The following is a 20,627-nucleotide window of genomic DNA, read 5'->3' as shown; positions in this document are numbered from 1 at the left end:
ACCCCGCCGCCCGCCGTCGTCGACCTCCCCGCCGAGATCCAGCGGATCATCGGCGAACACCCCGATCACAGGATCGGCGTCGCCGTGATGGACACCCGCGACGGTCAGCTGCAAAGCTACGGCGACGTGGCACCGTACACGGCGGCGAGCACCGCTAAGGTCCTGACGGCCGCCGCCTACTACCACCTCGTGGAGACCGGCGAAAAGTCACTCGATGCTCCCCTGGGCTCGTTCAATGCCGCGTTCCAGCTCAAGGCCATGATCAACACCAGCAGCGACGACTCGTGGCTGCTGCTGATGCGGGATATCGGCTACTCCAACCTCACCGCCTACGCCGCAACCCTCGGCATCACCTACGATCCCGAGAAAAACCTCATCGCCCCGACGGACATGGTCCGGCTCCTCCAGCAGCTCGCCACGGGCAAGCTGCTCAACCCGGATCACACCGCGGAGCTGCTCGGCTACATGCAGCACACCAATGACGAGGAACTCATCCCGGCGGCGCTCTCCCCCGGCATCACGGTCCACCACAAGTACGGTGTGGTGCAGGGCTACGTCCACGACGCCGCGCTGCTCAGCGCCGGGGACCGCTCCTACGCGGTGGTCATCTACACGTGGGGCCCGGACGACGCCGACAGCGCGAACCGTCTGGACCTCATCCACGACCTGACTCACCAGGTCACCGGCGCCCTGTTCGGGCGCTAACACGACAGACTTGGCGTGATGTTGCGTGTGAGCTGTTAATAGGCTGAAAATCGACCCTTCAAAGGTGGCGCACGCTCCATTACGGGGGCAGGATGAAAGAAGCCGGAACAGTCTCAGCCGAAGCTGCCCGACGGAACTCCACGATGCTGGGCGTCCCCTGGAGGAGCACCAGATGTTGATTCCTTTTGAATTACGAACCGGCCGTCCCGCCGACGCCGGGGCCTCCGGTCCCGCACGGCCCGACGCGCCGCCCTGACCGGAAACGCGCCGACCAACCCGCGGGCCCCGCACTATGGGGCCCGGACCCCGCCCGCATTCCGGGCAGATCGAGGCTGCTGGGGCTTCGGATTTTCTCCGGCTCGTGTGCACGAGACGCCGCAGTATTTGGGGCAGGCCAGGATCCCGCGAATAAGGCCCGCGCCGACGCGCGGCCCAGGGGGGACCTCCCGGATCCGGGCTTTTTCCAGGGAGTAACCTTGATCCGCATCCTCATTGCAGAAGACGAAGAACGCATCTCCCGCTTCATCGAAAAGGGCCTGCGCGCAGCCGGCTACGCGCCCACCGTCGTCGCCGACGGCGTCTCGGCCGTGGACTACGCGTCCAGCGGCGAATTCGATCTCCTGCTCCTCGACATTGGACTCCCCCGCCTGGATGGTTACGCCGTCCTCGCGGCACTGCGCCGAGGCCAGGTGGGCATCCCGGTCATTGTCCTCACAGCCCGCAGCTCGTCCACCGACACCGTCGCGGCGCTGGAGGGCGGCGCGGACGATTACATCGTCAAGCCGTTCCATTTTGAGGAACTCGTGGCCCGCATCCGGGCGCGGATACGTAAGGGGGACACCGGCGATGTGCTGGCGGGAAGCGTTATGCGCTACGGGCCCCTGGAGTTGAACCTGCTCACCCGCACCGTCAGCGTCGACGGCCGGATGGTGGAGCTCTCCGCCCGCGAATTCGCCTTGGTGGAAATGTTCCTGCTCCACCCTGGGCAGGTCCTGAGCCGGCAGCAACTCCTCAGCCACGTCTGGGGCTACGACTTCGACGGCACGTCCAATGTGGTGGACGTGTACGTGCGCCAATTGCGGATGAAACTCGGCGCCGAGCGCATCCTCACCACCCGCGGCGCCGGGTACCGCCTGAGCTAGGCAAGACCTTCTGCAAAACGCTGCAAGGCCAGCTGATCGTCACAGGAAGGGAAGTGGCCACTGTGGATGAACACCCCGGCGGGGACGGCCAGGCGGCTGTCTCCCCTTCGACGGAATCCCAGGACCCGTCCGGCTGGGGCGCAAAGATCCACTCGGTGCGATTCCGCGTGGTGGCCGCCATGCTGGGCATGATGCTCGCCGGGCTGGTCACCGCGGGGCTGGTCACGTTCGTGGTCCAGTTCCAGGAGTCCGATGCCAGGATCGACCAGGCGGTGCTGGACAAGGCCAACTCCGTGGTCAAGATCGTCCAGACCAAAAAGAAAACGTCCGGGGACTACGCCAACAGGACGTACATCAGCGCACTTCACGAGGCCGCCGAGGACATCGAACCGCGCAGCAACGAGGTCATGGCCGGGATCGTGGACGGACGGGTGGCATGGACCGTTGAGGGCAGCGGGGACCGAGACCTCCTGGACAGCACGATGTTTGCCGACGCCGCCCAGCTCCGGAACCCGTTCGGCGTGTCCTTCGGCGAGCTGAACTCGGACGGCCGCCCGCTCAGGACTGTGGTGGTGCCCATGAAGGGCGCCCCAGGGACGTTCTTCCTGGTCGGCCGGGACGCGGGCGACCAGGAAGAACACAACGCCAGCTCAGTCCGGACGTATTCGCTGGTGGCCCTCGGCATGCTCTCGGCTGCCGCGGTGATCGGCGGCGTCGTTGCCGGACGGTTGCTCGATCCACTCCGCCGTATGCGCGAGACTTCCAGGGCGGTGGGCCCGGAGGACCTCACGCAGCGGGTGGAGGTGCGCAAGGGCGAGGACGACGTCACCCTGCTCGCCAAGACCTTCAACACCATGCTGGAAAGGCTGGATGAGGGCGCCCAGCAACAGCAGCAGTTCCTGGACGACGCCGGCCATGAACTGCGGACCCCGCTGACCATTCTCCGCGGGCACCTCGAGCTGGTGACGGTGGATGATCCTGACGATGTCATTGCCACGAGGGACGTGCTGCTGGACGAGGTGGACCGGATGCAGCGCCTGGTGGACGATCTCCTGCTGCTCGCAAACTCCGGCGACCCCGGCTTCATCCGGCGTGAACCCGTCCGGATCCCGGAGTTCCTGGACCAAGTCATGGAGAAAGTGCACGTCCTGGCCGACCGCAACTGGCAGATCGATGAAAGGGCCGACTTCGTGGTGGAGGCGGATCCGCAGCGCCTCACCCAGGCCCTGGTCCAGCTCGCCGCCAACGCCGTCAAGTACACCGGGCAGTCCTCCACGATCGCGCTCGGCTCCCGGATTGAGCACCCGACGGCGGACGACGGCACTTCGCTGCCCCCACAGGACACCCTCCTGCTGTGGGTGCGCGACGACGGGATCGGCATCGCAGCCGAGGATCAGGAACGGATCTTCGAACGGTTCGGCCGGGCGCACACGGGCCGCGGCGAGGAAGGTTCGGGACTGGGCCTCGCAATCGTCTCGGCCATCGCCCAGGCGCACGGGGGCCAGGCCACCGTGGAATCCGAATACGGCCACGGGGCCACGTTCCTGATCGGGATCCCCTTGCAGTCCGCCAGCGTCCGCGTCTGAGCTGGTCCACCGGCGTCCGCGTCGGACTTGGCCCGCCGGCTGACTCACGCCCGCATCCAACCTTGGCCCGCGCCTAAGCGCGGGGCCGCTTAGGCACGGCGTTGGATGAGAAATCCTTAATCTTCTCCTCATCCCGCCCTCACTCTCGGGGCGCAGGCTGATAACTACCATCAGACAGCGCCGGCACCGGACACAGTTGCGATCGCAGCCATATCCGGGGCACCGGGGGCGGGGGAGGATTTGCAGTGGAGCCAATGCGGATAGTGCTGTACTCACATGATTCAGTGGGCCTGGGACATGTGCGTCGGAATCTGGCACTGGCCCATGCGCTGAACAATCAGCTTCCCGGGCTGATCGGCCGCCCCGTCACCGGAATCCTCATCACCGGCACCGCACTGGCCCCGGCGTTCCGGTTGCCCGAGGGCTGGGACTGGGTGCTTCTTCCCGGCGTGGCCAAGGGGTCCGCGGGCTACCTGCCCCGGAACTTGGCGTTGCCCATGCATGAGCTCGTGCCGTTGCGGGCCAGCCTGCTGCAGGCAACGCTGGCCGGCTTCGCCCCCCATCTGGTGGTGGTGGACCGGCACGCCACCGGCGTCCACGGCGAACTCGAAATAGCCTTGCGGCGCGCACGCACCGCCGGGCCCGTGCGCGTGGTCCTCGGCCTCCGCGAGGTCCTTGACTCGCCCGCCGCGGCGCTCAGCGAATGGGCCAGGCTGGGCGGGCCCCGCGTGGTCAAGGCCCTGTTCGATGCCATCTGGGTCTACGGCGATCCCGCCGTCCACGATCCCGTGGCCTGCGGCGAGATACCGTTCGCCCTCCGAAAGCTCATCCGGTACACGGGCTACCTCGCCGAGGGGCGCCCTTCGGTTTCCGGCACCAGCTGCATGCCCGGCCGGTACTTCATGACGACGGTCGGCGGGGGCTCGGACGGCTATGCCCTGGCCCGCATCGCCGTCGCCGCGCCGGTTCCGGACGGGCTGGGACACTTACTGGTCGCCGGACCGCAGATGCCCGCCGAGCAGCTCAACGACCTCCGGCAGCACGCCCGTCCCGGCGTCAAAGTGGTGTCCGCAGTCGATGACATCGTGTTCCACATCCGGCACGCCGCCGCCGTCGTCGCTATGGGCGGCTACAACACGGTGTGCGAGATCATGAGCACCCCTGTCCCCGCGCTGATCGTGCCACGCACTCAGTCGCGCGCCGAGCAACAGATCCGGGCCGCGTCCCTGGCCGCGGCCGGGTACCTGGAGCAACACGACATTGGCACGCTGACGCCCGAGATCCTTGCCGGCTGGCTTGCCGCCCGGCTCGGCACCACGGTGGACCGGCGCCGCGCGGTGCTGGACGGCCTGATCCGGGTTCCGCAACTGGCCGCCGAGCTGCTGCAGCCGCTGGCCGATTCCGATCAGTTCAGCGCCGATCAGGTCAGTGCCGATCAGTTCCGGGCGAACGAAAGCGTTGCCGCAACGCGCGCGAAGGGTGGTGACAGCCGTGTCGCCGTTTGAACCGGGGACGGCGTACGTCCTGAAGATGTATCCGCGTTTCTCCGAAACGTTCATCGTTTCTGAGATCCTTGCCCGCGAGGCGGCGGGGGACCGGATCGAGATCTTCTCCCTCCGGCCCACCAACGACCCCCGGTTCCACCCTGAACTCGCCCGGGTCCAGGCACCGGTGACGTACATTGACCGACCCATCAAGACTGTGGCCCTGTGGGAGAGCCTCCGTATGGCCGAGGCGGCCGGGCTCACGGCCGCCGTCGGCCGGAATTTGGGCGAACTCGCCGCCGCCACGGCAGACGACGCCGTCCAGGCCATCAATCTGGCCACCGCCTTCCAGGCCCGGAACATCCAGCACATGCACGTCCACTTCGCCTCGGGCGCCACCACCGTGGCCCGGCTGGCGTCCCTCATCACCGGAATCCCGTTCTCGTTCACCGCCCACGCGGTGGATATCTTCCATGAATCGGTCCAAAACGAGGATCTGCGGATCAAGCTGGAGCAGGCCCACCACGCCGTGACCATCAGCCAGTACAACATGCGCTACCTGCGCCGCCGCTTCCCGGACTCGACGTCCAGGCTCCATCTGGTGCGTAACGGCCTGGAGCTGGAGCGCTTCCCGTACCGGGAGCCCCGCCCGCTCGGAGCCACCCTGCGGATCGCCGCCGTCGGTCGCCTGGTAGAGAAGAAAGGCTTCCAGCACCTGCTGCCCGCGGCCGCCGAACTGCTGGACCAGGGGGTCAAAATGGACCTCCGGATCGCCGGGACCGGGATCATGGCCGAGGAGCTGGAGGCCAGCATCGATCAGCTCCGGCTACGCGAGCACGTCCGCCTCCTCGGCCCCCAGACCCAGGACCAGATCCACGAACTGCTCCACGCCGCCGATATCTTCGTGGCGCCCTGCGTGATCGGCGCCGACGGCAACGCGGACGGCATGCCCACGGTGTTGCTCGAGGCCATGGCCACGGGCGTCCCCTGCGTCAGCACGTCCGTCACCGGAATCCCCGAGGTGGTCCGGAACGGCTCCACCGGAGTCCTGGTCCGGCCGGGCAGCCCGCACGCCCTGGCCCGCGGCATCCGCACGCTCAGCTCCCCCGCCAAAGACAGGGTCGCCGTGTCGCGCAATGCGCGCGCCCTGATCGAGGAGGACTACGACGTCCACCGCCAGGCCGAACTCCTGAGGTCCCTCTCCCGTTCCGAAAGGAGAGTCGCATGACACGCGTTGCCTACCTCTGCGCCGACCCGGGCGTGCCTGTTTTCGGCACCAAGGGTTCCTCCGTGCACGTCCAGGAAATCGTCCGGGCGTGGCGCGGGACCGGCGCCGCCGTCACGGTCTACTGCACCCGGCTCGGCACCGAGCGGCCCAAGGATCTTGCCGATCTCGACGTCGTCGAAGTCAAGCCGGAATCCGTCCCCGGCCCCGCGCGGGAACGGGCGGTCCAGGACGCCGCGCTGGGCCTGGCGGACGAGGTCCTTCGCAACGGCTGCGGGCTGTTCTACGAGCGCTATTCGCTGTTCAGCCCGGCACTATCCGTGGTGGCCCGCATCCTGGATGTGCCGTCAGTACTTGAGGTCAATGCCCCGCTCATCGAGGAGCAGCAGCGGTACCGTCAGTTGCTGGATGTGAAAAAAGCTGAGACGGTGTTCCGCCGCAACGCCGCAACGGCCGACGTCGTTGCGTGCGTCTCGGATCCTGTGGTGCGCTGGGTGCGGGCGCGGGTGCCGACCGCGAGGACCGTGCTGGCACCGAACGGCGTGAACGTCGAGCGGATCCCGGCCCGCCGCCCCGGCCGCCGGAATCCGGACCACCTCACGGTCGGGTTTGTCGGAACCTTGAAGCCCTGGCACGGTGTCCCCAGCCTTCTGCACGGTGTGGCCCTGGCCAACCAACAGACCGTTGACCCGGGCCTGCGCTGGCACGTCCACGTGGTGGGTGACGGCCCCGGCCGGGAGGACCTCGAGCGCCTCGCCGGGTCCCTCGGCGTGCCGACGGTGTTCACCGGCGCCGTTGCGCCGGCCGCCGTGCCCGGCCTCCTGGCAGACTTCGACGCCGCCGCCGCCCCCTATCCCCCGGACGCGCCCGGCCAGGACGATTACTTCTCGCCGCTGAAGGTCTTTGAGTACATGGCGGCCGCGCTGCCCGTGATCGCGAGCGCCGTGGGCCAGATCCCGTCCATCATCCAGGACGGCCGCACCGGGATCCTCGTCCCGCCCGGGAACCCCGCCGCACTCGCGGACGCCCTTATCCGGCTCGGCGAAGACCCGAATCTGCGGGACAGGCTGGGGCTCGAGGCCCGCAGCGACGCCGTGCTGAGGTTCAGCTGGAGCAGTGTGCTGTCCCGGATCACCGAGGCACTGCCGCCTGCACGCAGACTGGCAAGGCAATGACCACCGCTTCCAGGCATGCGCACCCCCGCAGCTGGCGGACCCTATGGCGAAGGACCCGCACCCACGCGCCGGCTGAACCCACACCGCTGCGGCGGACCTTGCGGTGCGTCCGCCCGCATTTGCGCGGGCACAGGCTGCTCATCACCTGGGGATTCATTGCCATGGCCGCGGAAATCCTCTTCCGGCTTCTTGAGCCGTGGCCAGTGAAGATCGTCCTGGACTCCGTCTCACACTCACTCGGCGCCAATCTGCGCAGGTCCCCGCTCAGCGTGGAGGCGAGCGCGGAGGTGCTGCTCCTCTGCGCCGGCGCAGTGATCGTCATCAGCCTCATCAGGGCCCTGGCCAGCTACGTGTCCGCGATTTCGTTTGCGCTCGTGGGTACCCGGATTTCCTCCGAATTGCGCGCCCGTACCTTCCGCCACCTCCAGGGCCTGTCGATGCGCCACCACAGCCGCGCGTCCACCGGCGACACTGTCCAGCGGCTCGTCGGGGACGTGTCCCGGCTGCAGGATGTGGCCGTCACGGCGGGGCTCCCGCTCATCGGGAATACCGTGTCGCTGATCGCAATGATGATCATTATGCTCTGGCTCGATCCTTTGATCGCCCTGGTGACGTTCGTGTCCATCGGGATATTCGTCTTGTTGTCCCGCAGGAGCTCGGGATCGATTACCACCGCGGCCCGCAAGTCACGCAAGGGCGAAAGCGCCCTTGCCACCACCGCCGCGCAGACGCTCGGAGCAATGCGCGAAGTCCAGGCGTATGGACTCGAAGACACCATCAGCTCGGGCTTCAGCAAGAGCAATCAGGCGGCACTTGGCTCCGGTGTGACCACGCTGCGGCTGGCCGCCAGCCTGCAACGGAAGACCGACGTCCTGACGGGAATCGCAACGGCGGTAGTCCTGGCTGCCGGCGGCTGGAGGGTGATGCAGCATGCGATGACCCCCGGTGATCTGGTCGTTTTCCTGTTTTACGTGAAGACCGGGCTAAGGCCGCTCAAGGATGTGGCCAGGTACACGAGCCGTATCGCCCGCGCGACGGCCTCCGGGGAACGGGTGGCAGACCTGCTTGAGGCCCAGAGCGACGTGCCCGAGGCACCGCACGCCGTCGCCCTCAAGAACCCGCACCCGGACATCGTGTTCGACAACGTCTGGGCCGGTCACTTCGACGGAACCGCGGTGCTCAAGGGGATCACCCTGACCATACCGGCGGGTCAGCACTGCGCCGTGCTGGGGCCCTCCGGGGCCGGGAAGTCAACGCTGGCCAGCATGATCCTTCGGATGGTGGACCCTTGGGAGGGGAGTGTCAGCCTCGGAGGTGAGGACCTGCGGTCCCTGAAGATCGCTTCCGTGCGTGCCCATGTCTCAATCCTCCTCCAGGACTCCGTGCTGTTTGGAACTTCGGTCCGGGAGAACATCAGGTTCGGCCGCCTCGATGCCACCGATGAGGAGATCGAAGCCGTGGCGGCCCTTGCCCAGGCCGACGGTTTCATCCGCGCACTGCCCCAGGGCTACGAAACCGTCCTCGGCGAGGCGGCCAACGATCTTTCCGGGGGCCAGCGTCAACGGCTGGCCGTCGCCCGCGCCATGCTCCGCAAGGCCCCCATTGTGATTCTGGACGAGGCGACGGCCGGGCTTGATCCGGCCTCACGGGATTCGGTCCTCAGCGCATTGGACACACTCACCCAAGGCCAGACCTCCATCACGATTACCCACGACGTCAACTCGGCCCAATCATGCGACCGGGTGATCTGGCTCGAAGACGGCAAAATCCTCGAAGATGGGCCGCCGCAGTTATTGCTGACAGATCCCGATTCCCGCTTCGCCGACTGGGTCCATCGGCAGCAGACGGCAGAACCGGGTGACCTGTTCAAGGTGCCGTCATGAGCATCGCCCCGCAGGGACAAAGGCTGCAGGGACAACGGCTGCAGGGACAATGGCTGCAGCCGCAGCGGCGCGAAGCTGACCGTGCCCTGGCGGCCCGGGACACCCGGATCCCGGGCCTGAACTGGGTCCTCGACGACGAGCTGCTCTCCGAGCTCCTGGGCGAAAGCGTCCGGATCACCAGGACCCGCTACAAACCGCACAACTCGGCCCTCGTCGCCTTCCGCCGGGCCGGCTACGGGGCCGGCAGCTACGGCTGGGCATCGACCACAGCACCGGAGCACGCCGAGAAACTGCAGCGGCGGGCGGACAGTTCGCAAAAGCGCGGCGGCGGCATCCTGCTGGTCCAACCCGATCATCCCCACGCCGACGTCGTGGTGGCTGTCGGCCCCATCGAGGAGGACTGGCCGCTGCGCCCCAACCTGCGGTGGCTCCGGGACCACGGGCTCGGACGGCTCGGAGCACTCCCCGCGGCAGAGCGGTTCCTGGACCCCCCGGTCAGCGTGCTGAGATACAACCCGGAGCGCAGGCTCGTTGCCAGGGTCCCTTCGGCGACGGTGCCCGTCGTCGTCAAGACCGCTGTCCAAGCTGACGAAGCTGCCGCAGGCCTCCGCCTGCGGCAGCGGCTGGAGAGCAACGGCATCCCGGTCCTGCCCGAACTCGCCGACGTGGAATGCGCCGCGCACGGCATCAGCGCCTCCCCGGACTGGGGCCACGGAGACCTGAGCGGCGGCGACAACGACCCGGCCGCCTACCGGGCCGGCCAAGCCCTGGCGGCGATCCATGGAATGGACGCGGGAACCGGGCCGGACCCCGCGGCGGAAGTGGAAGACCTGGTACGGCAGCTCGCCGCCACGCGGTCCATGATCACCTGCCTGCTCCCGGGGCTCGAGGCTCCGGTAGCCCGGCTCACCAGCCGGCTCCTGGCAACCGTCGGCGCCGCCGGCCCCCACGGGCCCGCGCAAGTGCTGGTCCATGGCGATTTCTCGGCGGACCAGGTCCTGGTGGACGGCCCGGCCGTCCGCATCATCGATTTCGACCGTGTCAGGACCTCCGACCCGGCGAGGGACCTTGGGTCGTTTGCCGCGGTGGAGGACATCGCAGACCCCCCAGGTGCCGGGCCCGTGGCCGGTGGCCGCAAGACGGCCCAGCTGATCGACGGTTACCGCGAGGCTGGCGGCCACGTATCGCAGGCCAGGGTGGAGACCTGGGCGGCGTTCCGGCTGTTCCTGAACAGCGTCGACCCGTTCCGGAACCGGGCCAGCGACTGGCCGGCCGACACGAGCTGGCATATCCGCCGAGCCCTGGAGTTGATCGCATGATCTGGCACCCACCGCTTTGGAATTACACCGACGACGCCGGCACCGCGTGGCGCGTCCACAAGGCGTGGCCCGATAAAGAACCCGGAGAATACCTGCTGGAGGTCGAGACTGCGGGACGGCCCGGCGTCCGGGGAGCACATTTGAGCCATGGCCGCTTTGAGGTCCTGCCGGAGGACGATCCCGAGCTGCCGGCCCTTCGGACCGAAAGACAGCGCGGGGAAATCATTGCCCACTGGCCGTACACGCGGGCCATCATCCGGGCGGAGGGTTGCTACATCAAGGTCTTCCGGCCCGGCAGGGCCGCAGTCCCGGCCGAACGGTGCGCTCAGACGGACCTCCTGCTGGACGCCGGCGCCTTTACGGCGCCCGAGGTACTTCAGAGCTCCCCGGACACCCTCGTTTTGAGCGCCCTCTCCGGACCGACGCTGGGCGAAATCGGCGAGGACTACTTCACGATCGGCGAGAAGGAGTTTGCCGGCGCATGGGAAGAGTGGTCCCGCGCGTGGCTCGCCCAGCTGAGCGCGGCGTCTGATGCCAGCAGACAAACCGTTCTGGGCGCCCTGCCGGTCCATTCACCGGAAGTGGAAGCGAAGGCCGTGGCCCGTTGGTTGAAACGATGGCTGCGCCACACAGCGAATGTTCCGGAACTGTCCACCCAACGCGACACCTTGATCGCCATGGCAGATTACGTCACGGCGAACCTGCTCGGCTCGGTACCGGACCCGCTGGTATGGGCCCACGGAGACCTGCACGACCGGCAGATTATCGCCGGCGACGGCCGGTCCCCGTTCGGGCTGCTGGACTTCGACGATACTGCCCGGGCCGAGGCCGCCCGCGACCTCGCCTACCTGGATTTCCATCTGGAGCGGCGCATGTGGCGCAATAACCTGACGTCGGCGCGATACCTGAAGGCCCACACGGTGGTGCTGGCCGTCGCCGAGCAATTGCAGGTCAGCCCGGATCGGTTCGATGCCTACGCGGACGCACGCTGGCTGCGACTGGCCTGTTCTTCGCTCCCTTCGGGCTCGTTGCTGGCGACCCGCGTTCTCGAAGACCGGGTAAAGCAGCGTGAGTCCTTCGGATCCACCATCCTGGCCGCCAGCCGGTCCCTCGGATCCCGGAGCTGATCCACATGGGCTGGCACCCGCCCGTCCCGGCCGCCGTCCTGGATGCGGACAACTTCGAATGGCAGGTCATCCGGTCCTGGCCCGACGACTCCGCGGAGGACTATGTCCTGGAACTGGCCGCCGCCGACCGGGCAGGGGTCCGGGCGGCCCACCTCCGGGCGGGGCAGCTGGAGCTTCTGCGGGACGGCCGCGACCGGCGTCTGCCCGCCCTGAAGCACGCGTCGCCGCTGGGTGAGGTGGTGGTGCACCGGGCCCACAAACGGGCCGTGGTCAGGGCCGGGGAGCACTACCTCAAGATCTTCCGGGCCCGCCAGTCCGACGAAGCGGTGGGCAGGCACGCCCGGATGAACGAGCTCCTCGGCGCCGGGGACTTCCGCACCCCGGAAATTGTTTCCTGCACCCCGGGCTGCCTCACGATCATGGCGCTGCCCGGCCGTTCCCTGTTCGAGCTCGGAAACGACCCAGCCGTCAGTGATGACGTGTTCGAAGAAGCCTGGCAAGAATGGTCCCGGGCCTGGGTCCGGCAGCATTCCCTGGCCCGGGCTCCGGAGCACCGCCTGACCCTTGAGGCGCTCCCGCCCCGGACGGCCGCCGTCGAACTGGAGAACCTGCAACGCATCGTGCACCGGTGGCTGGTGCACGCCGGGGATATTCCGGCAGCACAGCCCGAGCGCACCGCCGTGCGTGTGGCCGCAGGGCAGACCGCCCAAAAACTGCTCCGGACCGATCCGGACCCACTCGTGTGGTCCCACGGCGACCTCCACGACAAGCAGATATTCACCGGGGATCCCGGCGCTCCCCTGGGGCTGCTGGACTTCGACGAAGCCGGCCGGGCCGAGGCCGCCGCCGACCTCGCGAACCTTGCCGTGCACCTGCGCCTGCGCCTGCGCCAACACCGCCTGACCGCCGAAAGGTACCAAACCGCCCACCGTCACGTCATCGCCACCGCCGACGAACTGCGGGTCACCCCCGCCCGGTTCGACGCCTACGCTGCCGCGACCCGCTTGCGGCTGGGCTGCCTCTATTCCTTCCGGCCGCAGTGGGCGGCCGTGGCAGAGGAGTTTCTCCTTCCGGATGGTGAACAGGCCCTGGCCGAGGGGGTTCCGGCCGCTAAAGTGGAGCCCACGTACTGACTGCACTGCATATTGACCGCCCAATATTGACCGCCCCAGATCGAACCGCACGCAACCGGGAGGACCGCTGGCATGGCTTACATCAAGGTTGGAACCGAAAACAGCACAGACGTCGAGCTCTACTACGAGGACCACGGATCCGGTCAGGCCGTGGTCCTTATCCATGGCTACCCGCTGGACGGCTCATCCTGGGAAAAGCAGACAACTGCGCTGCTCGGCGCTGGCTACCGCGTCATCACCTACGACCGCCGCGGCTTCGGACAGTCCAGCAAGCCCACCGACGGCTACGACTACGACACCTTCGCCGCGGACCTCAATACGCTCCTGACCACTCTGGACCTGAACGACGCCGTGCTGGTGGGCTTCTCCATGGGCACCGGCGAAGTGGGCCGATACCTCGGCACCTACGGCTCTGCCCGGGTGGCGAAGGCCGTGTTCCTGGCCTCGCTCGAGCCGTACGTCCTGCAGGCCGAGGACAACCCCGGCGGGGTCCCGCAGTCGGTGTTCGACGGGCTGATGGAGGCCGTGACGGCAGACCGGTACGCCTTCTTCACGGAATTCTTCAAGAACTTCTACAACAGCGAGACCTTCCTCGGCACCCCCCGGCTCAGCCAGGAAGTCATGAACGCCGGGTGGAACCTCGCCACCGGTGGCGGGGCCACGGCGTCGGCGGCAGCGCAGCCGACCTGGCTCACGGACTTCCGTGCCGACATTCCCAAGATCGATGTCCCGGCCCTGATTGTGCACGGCACGGCGGACAACATCCTGCCGATCGACGTCGCGGGACGCCAGTTCGCCAAGGCGCTGCCGAACGCCGAGTACGTGGAGATCGACGGCGCCCCGCACGGCATGCTGTGGACCCACGCCGCGGAGGTCAACGAGGTTCTGCTGCGGTTCCTGTCGAGCTAGCGGGGCCGAAACCGTTCGGCTTTCCGCGGCGATTTCGGACAAGCGCATCCCGGATCGGGAGTCCGCCTGTCCGATACCGCCGCACTTTTCGAAATTCGCCGCGGATCCGACAGTCCGGTTGACACCCGTCACACGGTACGGTTCAATTTTTTGCATATGCTGAAATAACAGTTCCACGATACGAATATCTTGTCCGTATAGCCCTACACCGTGGATGCCAGCATTGACACAAAGGATCTGGCACATGCTGTTGGAAGACTTTAACGCGGCCGGACGCGCCGAGGCCGCGGCCGCACTGCGTCCCTGCCTGGACATTGAGCGGTGGATTGAGGAGATGGTCGATTCCCGGCCCTTCGGCAGCACCGGAAGCCTCCTCGAAGCCGCCGCCCGCGCGGCGGAACCCTTCACCAATGCGGAGGTGGGGGCCGCCCTGGCCCACCATCCCCGAATCGGCGAACGGGCCGCAGGAAACAGCACGGAGGCCCGGCTCTCCCAGTCGGAGCAGGCGACTCTTGGCGCCCCGGTTCCGGCTGTCGCCGCAGCCATCGCCGAGGGAAACCGGAGCTATGAACAGAAATTCGGCCACGTATTCCTGATCCGCGCAGCCGGCCGCAGCCGGGAGGAGATCCTCGCCGCTCTCCACACGAGGCTCGCCCACACCCCCGAAGAGGAACAATTGGTTATCGGCCAGCAGTTGCGCGAAATCGCGGTACTCCGACTCGAAGGACTGATCGGCGCATGAGCACTTCCCACATCACCACGCACGTCCTGGACACCGGCTCCGGCAAGCCCGCCGCGGGCGTCGCCGTCACCTTGGACATGCTCGACGGCGAGCGCTGGGTCAGGATCGCAGCCGGGACCACGGATGACGACGGGCGCGTCACGTCACTTGGTCCCGCCAGCCTGGGCTCTGGTAGGTACCGGCTGGGTTTCGACACCGGAGCCTATTACGCCGCCGCCGGGACCGAGACCTTCTTCCCCGAAGTCACACTGACCTTCGCTGTGTCCCAGACGCAGTCCCACTACCACGTGCCGCTCCTGCTGAGCCCCTTCGCCTACTCCACCTACCGCGGCAGCTAAGAAACACCCTCACGCCCCGCCACCCGCCACGGCTTCAGGCCGGGACTGGTCCCCTGTCAGGTGGCGGGGCGCAGCCATGCCCGGCGCCGCCCGCCCCGGGAACCCCACGCCAGTCACAATCGACATTTTCCCGGCCAACCGGGCCGGCCGGCCCACAACCCTTGACAGTGGCCCAGCTCACTTCTATTCTCAATTTTGGGATCCCAAAACGGGATCCCAAAATAAGTAAGCTTGCCGGGCCCCGGCCTCCCAGGATCTGCACCGGATCTCCGAACTGATATCAGCGCTGATATCAGCCCCGCTATCACCACTGGACAGGCCGCGAACAGGACGCCCCACACCCCGCGTCCTGGCCCGCGGACAAATCGACCCTCATCACTTGCCGGCATTTTTCCTCTCTATCAAGGAGAAGTTGTGTCTCTTCCAGATACCGAAACCGCAAATACCGAAACCGCACTACAGCCCGCTGACCCCACAGGCTCCAAGGACCGCGTGCAACGGCGCACCAACGTCCGCTGGAAAATGTTCCTCCTCCTGCTGGTGCTCGTGGCCGTGAACTACATCGACCGGGGCTCCATCTCGGTCGCCCTGCCCATCATCCAGAAAGAATTCAACATGGCCCCGGAGCTCGTGGGCCTCCTGCTCTCGGCCTTCTTCTGGACCTACGCCCTCATGCAGATCCCCGTCGGCTGGCTGATCGACAAGTTCGGCCCCCGCAAGGTGATGACCGCGTCCTGCGTCGGCTGGGGCGCCGCAACGGCAGCGTCCGGCCTGGCCGGCGGCTTCCTCAGCATGTTCATCGCCCGCCTGGGCATCGGCGTCACCGAGGCCGGCGTCATGCCGGCAGGCGGAAAGCTGAACGCCATCTGGATGCACAAATCGGAACGCGGCCGCGGCGCCACCATCCTGGATGCCGGTGCCCCCTTGGGCGCCGGGCTGGGCGGCATCCTCATCGCAGGCCTGATCGCCTCGACGGGCAGCTGGCGGACCGCCTTCATCATCGCCGGCGCCGCCACCGTCCTCATGGGCCTCGCCGTCTGGTGGTACGTCCGGGACAATCCGCGCCAGCACCGCGGAGTCAACGACGCCGAGGCCGAGTACATCGAGGCCTCCCACGCCGCCGAGGACGCCGAAGCCGAGCTCGACGGCAGCAAGGGCAAACGCGCCCTGCTCCCCTACCTGAAGTTCCGCTCCTTCTGGGCCATGTGCTTCGGCTGGCTGGGCTTCAACGGAGTCTTCTACGGCCTGCTCACCTGGGGCCCGCTCTACCTGGCCCAGGCCAAGGGCTTTGACCTGAAGACCATCGGCTGGTCCACGTTCGTGATCTTCGGTGCCGGGTTCGTCGGCGAAATCCTCGGCGGCACCATCGCCGACAAATGGCGGGCATCTGGCGCCTCGGCCAACCGGGTCATGCGCACCCTCCTGGGCACCTCCAGTGTCGTAGTGATCGGCGGCCTCATCGGTGTCACCGTCGTGGCAGATCCGACGACGGCGGTGGTGCTCCTCTCCGTCGTCATGTTCTTCCTTCGCTGGGTGGGCCTCTTCTGGAGCATCCCCTCGATCCTGGGTGGCCGGACCAACGCCGGCGTCCTGGGCGGCGCGATGAACTTCAGCGGCAACATCTCCGGCTTCGTGACCCCGATCGCCGTCGGCCTGATCGTCGGTGCCACCGGCTCCTACACCTGGGCGCTGCTGTACTTCGTGGGATCCGCGATCATCATGGGCGCATCCGTGCTGACCCTGAACTACAACAAGCGGCTCCCTGTCTAAGCTAGGCCACGAAACACCTGTTCCCGGAGCCGGGAACGCAGTGCCACAAGAACCCGAATGGAGCACCATGCTTACCGCAGAAGAAACCCAGGACAAGGAACGCCCCCTCCGGGAGGCTGTCCGGGACACCCTCCGCACCAGGATTTTTGAAGGGCACTACGTTCCCGGTACCAGGCTGGTGGAACGCGACCTGGCGGCCGAATTCAATGTCTCCCGCCTCCCGGTCCGCGAGGCCCTTCGCATGCTTCGCCAGGAAGGTCTGGTCAGCGACCGCGGCGCGCGCGGTGCCGAGGTCAGCTCGCTCAGTCCCAAAGACGTGGAGGATCTCTTCGACGTCCGCCAGTCGCTCGAAGTGCTGGCCTGCCGGCTGGCTGCGGCCCGCGCCACGCCTGAGGACCTCAGCGCCTTGGAAGGCCTGCTGGAAGAGGCAGACCGCTGCCTGGCCAGGGGCGCCATCATGGAAGCCCACCGCGCCAACAGCGAATTCCACGATGCCATCACCCGGATCGCGGACAACGGCTTCCTCAAGTCCGCACTCGAACCGCTCCAGGGCCGCATGCACTGGCTCTTCCGCCACGTGAGCGACCTCCCCGAACTCATCGAGGAACACCGGGCCCTCTACGCCGCAATCGCCAGCGGCGACCCTGACCGGGCAGCCGCCCAATCGGCGTCGCACATCGACAAATACCGGGAACAGTTTCCGGAGGATTTTCGCCGGACGGAACCCGCCCTTCATCGGAAGAACTTATGAAACTCCTTGTCATCAACCCCAATATCAGCGACGACGTCACCGCCCTGATCGAAGCGGAGGCCCTCCGCTCCGCCTCCCCCGGGACCGAACTCGTGGTCCGGACCGCCGGGTACGGCGTGGAATACATCGAAACCCGCTTTGAATCCCTCATCGCCGCCGGTGCCGTCGCCGAAATCATCGCCGAGTACACCCGCGACGGGTCCGGCAGCAGCATCGACGGCGTCGTGGTCGCGGCGTTCGGAGACCCCGGCATGCCCGCGCTGAAGGAACTGACAGATGTCCCGGTCATCGGGATTACCGAGGCGGCCTTGTGTGCCGCCGCCCTGCAGGGGCACCGGTTTTCCATCATCGCCATCTCCGACCGGATCCGGCCCTGGTACCAGGACTGCGTGGAACGATTCGGGCTCGGCGGCCGGTTGGCCTCGATCCGCTCCATCAACGAGAGCCTCAACGGCATCGGTTCCGTGCAGGAGGACTTCAAGGAGACCCTGCTGGCCCTCAGCCGCCAGGCCGTCGCCCAGGACGGGGCCGACGTCGTGATCCTCGCCGGCGCGCCGCTCGCCGGACTTGCCCGCGAGCTTGCCGGCCAGATCCCCGTCCCCTTGGTGGACGGCATCTCCGCGGGCATCCAGATGGCCCAGTCGGTGGTCAACCTCCAGTCCGGGCGGCACCGGGCGGGCGCCTTCGCACCGCCACCGGTCAAGCCCCGCAAGGGACTCTCGAAAAACCTCGATGCCGCTCTTACGACGGCGCAGCGCAGTACGCAGTTGCCCGCACCGTCCGCCCTATCTCACTAGCTTTTTTCCCCGAAGGAGGACAACGATGTCCCACACCCCAGACCTTGTCATTGCCAACGGCACCGTGGTCAACAGTTTCGGCCGCCAGGACGCGCACGTCGTGGTGCATGGCGGAACGATCGTCCAGCTCGTGGACGCTTCGGAGCCGGTCCCCGCTGCCGCCAGGACCATCGACGCCGCCGGCCAGTTGGTGATTCCCGGCGGCGTGGACGGCCACTGCCACGTCGCCCAGGTCACCGGGCGGTTCCGTACCCTGGATGACTACCGGACCACATCCACCGCTGCCCTCTGGGGCGGCACCACTACCATCATCGACTTCGGCATCCCCCGCGACGCCCGCGAGACCCCGCTGGCCGCGGTGCTGCACAAGAAGGAACTGGCACGCGAGTCCCGCTGCGACGTCGCCCTCCACGGCTCGGTGGTCCAGTGGGACGAAACCGTGCCATGGCAGCTCGAACAGCTCGCCGCCGAAGGTGTCCGTTCGGTCAAGATGTACACCACCAACCGGGGCACCACCATGGCCGACGGGGACACGATCCTGAAGGTCATGCGCGAGATGGTCCGGCTCGACGGCCTCACCTACATCCACGCCGAACACGATCCCATCATTGCCGACTGCACCCAGCAGCACGCGGACGACGGCCGGATCAGCATTGAACACCTGCACCGGACCCGCCCGGAACTCGCGGAGGAAATCTCGGTCAAGGAGACCCTGGCGATGGCCGAGTACACCAACGCCCCCGTCTACTTTGTGCACCAGTCCACGCCGGGCGCCGTAGACCTCGTCGCCGAGGCCCGCAGCCACGGCCAGGAGGCCTACTCCGAGACCTGCCCGCACTACCTCACCCTTGATGACAGTGTCTACGGATCGGTGATGCCGGAGTGGTTCGCCTGCTGCCCGCCGATGCGCAGCCCGGAGACCGTCGCCGCGCTGCGGGACCGCCTTGCCGCCGGCGCCATCCACACGGTGGCTTCGGACCACTCCTGCTACGACCTCACGCAAAAGCGGGAGCGCGCAGATGACATCCGCGAAATGCCGCACGGACTGCCTGGAGTGGAAACCCGCATGCCCGTCACGTTCACCGCCCTGATGGACGCCGCCGCCGGGGCAGCCCGCGTGGAGGACTTCGTCGAAGTGTTCGCCGCCGGCCCGGCCCGCATCAACGCCCTGCCGGGCAAGGGAACCATCGCGTCCGGGTACGACGCCGACCTGGTCATCTTCGATCCGGCCGAGGAACGCGCCGTTGACGGCGCTGCCCTGCACATGGGAACGGATTTCTCACCGTTCGACGGCAGGACGCTCACCGGCTGGCCCGCCGTTGTGGTGTCCGCCGGACGTGTGGTGCTGGACGCCAACGGCTTCCATGACCCGGGTCCCGTGGGCCGGTTCGTGCCCCGCAGCGGTTTCCGCGAACACCAGGCGGCCGCCGACCCCGTCACCGCCCCCGCTGCCCTTTAGGAGCACCCATGCCTTCCGCAACCCGCCCCACCCGCATCGGCATGATCGTGCCGTCCTCCAACACCTGCCTCGAGCCGCAGAGCTACCGGATCCTGGGCGACCGCGACGACGTGACCATCCACTTCGCCCGGATCCCGGTCACCAGGATTGCCCTGGACAAATCCTCGGACAAACAATTCGACGCCGCCGTCATGCGGTCGGCCGCCGAGCTCCTCGCCACCGCCGATGTGGACGTCATCGCCTGGAACGGCACCTCCGGCTCTTGGCTCGGCGCCGACCATGACCGCCGGATCGTGGAGGACATCACGGACGCCACCGGCATCCCGGCCACCACGTCCACCCTGGCCTACATGGAGGCGTTCCGGACCTTCGGCACCGAGCGCATCGGGCTGTTCACTCCGTACACGGAGGACGTCAACGAACGGATCGTGGCGTCGTACGGACGGGACGGCATCAAGACGCTGGACCACCGGTTCATGGGCCTGAGCGACAACGAGTCGTTCGCCCGCGTGGCCGATGAGGAGATGCGTCCGGGGTCGCTGGAGCTGGCGGCGGCCCGGCCGGACGCCATCATCTACCTCTGCACCAACCTCTACGGGGCCAACATCACCGCCGAAATAGAGGCCGAGACGGGCGTTCCTGTCCTGGACTCGGTGGCCGTCACGCTGTGGCATTGCCTCAGGTTGGCGGGCGCACCGCTGCTGGCCCCGCGCTGGGGCAGGCTCCTCGCCTCAGCCTGAAAAGCAACGCGGGCTCAGATGCAGCCGAATCTGGCGGCGGCTCAAATGGGCCATATCTGAGCCCGCGTTGCTTGTGGCGCCCTTCCGCCCGATTGTGACTGCAGGACCCGCGGTGCCCCGCCGCAGATGTTGACGCGCCTCGGCCTGCGTCGATAATCTCGAATTGCAAGAAAGTTTTCTCACAGAATGAAACTTGAGCCGACCATTCAACGACGAAGAGAGGTTGGACGTGGCTGCAGGAGAAGATACCTCCCATATCCTCAGCGGGTTGACAAACCAGCTGCCTGATCGTGATCCGGAAGAGACCGCCGAATGGCTGGAGTCCCTGGATACCCTGATTCA

The 20,627-nt window shown here is 67.2% G+C and carries 18 protein-coding genes; all 18 read left to right on the top strand.

The genetic code is table 11. The features are described from left to right. Positions 1–705, top strand: a 705-nt coding sequence (locus LQV16_RS18730; RefSeq protein WP_229995392.1) for a serine hydrolase, incomplete at its 5' end; no start/stop codon positions are given. Between the two features lie 476 nt (positions 706–1,181). Further along, complete coding sequence (locus LQV16_RS18725; RefSeq protein ID WP_229995391.1) at positions 1,182–1,847, top strand: response regulator transcription factor; 666 nt, start codon at positions 1,182–1,184, stop codon at positions 1,845–1,847. A 53-nt stretch (positions 1,848–1,900) separates the two neighbouring features. Then, entirely contained in the window at positions 1,901–3,433 is a 1,533-nt protein-coding gene (locus LQV16_RS18720; RefSeq protein WP_229995390.1) for a HAMP domain-containing sensor histidine kinase, read from the top strand. A gap of 254 nt (positions 3,434–3,687) precedes the next feature. After that, positions 3,688–4,938, top strand: a complete 1,251-nt coding sequence (locus LQV16_RS18715) for a glycosyltransferase (RefSeq protein ID WP_229995389.1) — start codon at positions 3,688–3,690, stop codon at positions 4,936–4,938. Beyond that, positions 4,925–6,145, top strand: a complete 1,221-nt coding sequence (locus tag LQV16_RS18710; RefSeq protein ID WP_229995388.1) for a glycosyltransferase — start codon at positions 4,925–4,927, stop codon at positions 6,143–6,145. Before LQV16_RS18715 ends, LQV16_RS18710 begins: the two co-directional genes overlap by 14 nt. After that, complete coding sequence (locus LQV16_RS18705) at positions 6,142–7,317, top strand: glycosyltransferase family 4 protein (RefSeq protein ID WP_229995387.1); 1,176 nt, start codon at positions 6,142–6,144, stop codon at positions 7,315–7,317. Before LQV16_RS18710 ends, LQV16_RS18705 begins: the two co-directional genes overlap by 4 nt. Continuing rightward, complete coding sequence (locus LQV16_RS18700) at positions 7,314–9,200, top strand: ABC transporter ATP-binding protein (RefSeq protein ID WP_229995386.1); 1,887 nt, start codon at positions 7,314–7,316, stop codon at positions 9,198–9,200. Before LQV16_RS18705 ends, LQV16_RS18700 begins: the two co-directional genes overlap by 4 nt. Next, positions 9,197–10,519, top strand: a complete 1,323-nt coding sequence (locus LQV16_RS18695) for an aminoglycoside phosphotransferase family protein (protein WP_229995385.1) — start codon at positions 9,197–9,199, stop codon at positions 10,517–10,519. The genes LQV16_RS18700 and LQV16_RS18695 overlap by 4 nt, the downstream gene beginning before the upstream one ends. Continuing rightward, positions 10,516–11,646 carry a phosphotransferase gene (locus LQV16_RS18690; RefSeq protein WP_229995384.1) on the top strand — a complete coding sequence of 377 codons (1,131 nt, stop codon included), beginning with the start codon at positions 10,516–10,518 and terminating at the stop codon, positions 11,644–11,646. Before LQV16_RS18695 ends, LQV16_RS18690 begins: the two co-directional genes overlap by 4 nt. 5 nt (positions 11,647–11,651) lie before the next feature. Continuing rightward, entirely contained in the window at positions 11,652–12,779 is a 1,128-nt protein-coding gene (locus LQV16_RS18685; RefSeq protein ID WP_229995383.1) for a phosphotransferase, read from the top strand. Positions 12,780–12,851: 72 nt separating this feature from the next. After that, positions 12,852–13,688: an alpha/beta hydrolase gene (locus tag LQV16_RS18680; protein WP_229995382.1), complete on the top strand. Its 837-nt coding sequence runs from the start codon at positions 12,852–12,854 to the stop codon at positions 13,686–13,688. A 244-nt stretch (positions 13,689–13,932) separates the two neighbouring features. Beyond that, positions 13,933–14,430, top strand: a complete 498-nt coding sequence (gene uraD / locus LQV16_RS18675; protein ID WP_229995381.1) for a 2-oxo-4-hydroxy-4-carboxy-5-ureidoimidazoline decarboxylase — start codon at positions 13,933–13,935, stop codon at positions 14,428–14,430. Beyond that, positions 14,427–14,768 carry a hydroxyisourate hydrolase gene (gene uraH, locus LQV16_RS18670; RefSeq protein ID WP_229995380.1) on the top strand — a complete coding sequence of 114 codons (342 nt, stop codon included), beginning with the start codon at positions 14,427–14,429 and terminating at the stop codon, positions 14,766–14,768. Before uraD ends, uraH begins: the two co-directional genes overlap by 4 nt. A gap of 414 nt (positions 14,769–15,182) precedes the next feature. Beyond that, positions 15,183–16,538, top strand: a complete 1,356-nt coding sequence (locus LQV16_RS18665; protein WP_229995379.1) for an MFS transporter — start codon at positions 15,183–15,185, stop codon at positions 16,536–16,538. A 67-nt stretch (positions 16,539–16,605) separates the two neighbouring features. Beyond that, entirely contained in the window at positions 16,606–17,289 is a 684-nt protein-coding gene (locus LQV16_RS18660; protein ID WP_229995378.1) for a GntR family transcriptional regulator, read from the top strand. After that, positions 17,286–18,086: an aspartate/glutamate racemase family protein gene (locus LQV16_RS18655; protein ID WP_229995377.1), complete on the top strand. Its 801-nt coding sequence runs from the start codon at positions 17,286–17,288 to the stop codon at positions 18,084–18,086. Before LQV16_RS18660 ends, LQV16_RS18655 begins: the two co-directional genes overlap by 4 nt. Positions 18,087–18,111: 25 nt before the next feature. Continuing rightward, positions 18,112–19,545 (top strand): amidohydrolase family protein, encoded by a 1,434-nt coding sequence (locus LQV16_RS18650; protein WP_229995376.1) that lies wholly within the window; start codon positions 18,112–18,114, stop codon positions 19,543–19,545. 8 nt (positions 19,546–19,553) lie between these two features. Continuing rightward, the gene (locus LQV16_RS18645; RefSeq protein WP_229995375.1) at positions 19,554–20,285 is read left to right on the top strand and encodes an aspartate/glutamate racemase family protein; all 732 of its coding nucleotides are present in this window, start codon (positions 19,554–19,556) and stop codon (positions 20,283–20,285) included. Positions 20,286–20,627: the final 342 nt, after the last annotated feature.

The organism is Arthrobacter sp. Bi26, assembly GCF_918697925.1.
Lineage (GTDB): Bacteria > Actinomycetota > Actinomycetes > Actinomycetales > Micrococcaceae > Arthrobacter.
Note: the sequence above shows the minus strand (reverse complement) of the source record. Positions and strands in the feature narration are given on the sequence as shown.

Coding starts and splice junctions, on each gene's coding strand:
- LQV16_RS18690 (WP_229995384.1), top strand. CDS start 10,516: ATGATCTGGCACCCACCGCTTTGGAATTACACCGACGACGCCGGCACC.
- LQV16_RS18685 (WP_229995383.1), top strand. CDS start 11,652: ATGGGCTGGCACCCGCCCGTCCCGGCCGCCGTCCTGGATGCGGACAAC.
- LQV16_RS18660 (WP_229995378.1), top strand. CDS start 16,606: ATGCTTACCGCAGAAGAAACCCAGGACAAGGAACGCCCCCTCCGGGAG.
- LQV16_RS18655 (WP_229995377.1), top strand. CDS start 17,286: ATGAAACTCCTTGTCATCAACCCCAATATCAGCGACGACGTCACCGCC.
- LQV16_RS18700 (WP_229995386.1), top strand. CDS start 7,314: ATGACCACCGCTTCCAGGCATGCGCACCCCCGCAGCTGGCGGACCCTA.
- LQV16_RS18695 (WP_229995385.1), top strand. CDS start 9,197: ATGAGCATCGCCCCGCAGGGACAAAGGCTGCAGGGACAACGGCTGCAG.
- LQV16_RS18680 (WP_229995382.1), top strand. CDS start 12,852: ATGGCTTACATCAAGGTTGGAACCGAAAACAGCACAGACGTCGAGCTC.
- uraH (WP_229995380.1), top strand. CDS start 14,427: ATGAGCACTTCCCACATCACCACGCACGTCCTGGACACCGGCTCCGGC.
- LQV16_RS18715 (WP_229995389.1), top strand. CDS start 3,688: ATGCGGATAGTGCTGTACTCACATGATTCAGTGGGCCTGGGACATGTG.
- uraD (WP_229995381.1), top strand. CDS start 13,933: ATGCTGTTGGAAGACTTTAACGCGGCCGGACGCGCCGAGGCCGCGGCC.
- LQV16_RS18705 (WP_229995387.1), top strand. CDS start 6,142: ATGACACGCGTTGCCTACCTCTGCGCCGACCCGGGCGTGCCTGTTTTC.
- LQV16_RS18650 (WP_229995376.1), top strand. CDS start 18,112: ATGTCCCACACCCCAGACCTTGTCATTGCCAACGGCACCGTGGTCAAC.
- LQV16_RS18645 (WP_229995375.1), top strand. CDS start 19,554: ATGCCTTCCGCAACCCGCCCCACCCGCATCGGCATGATCGTGCCGTCC.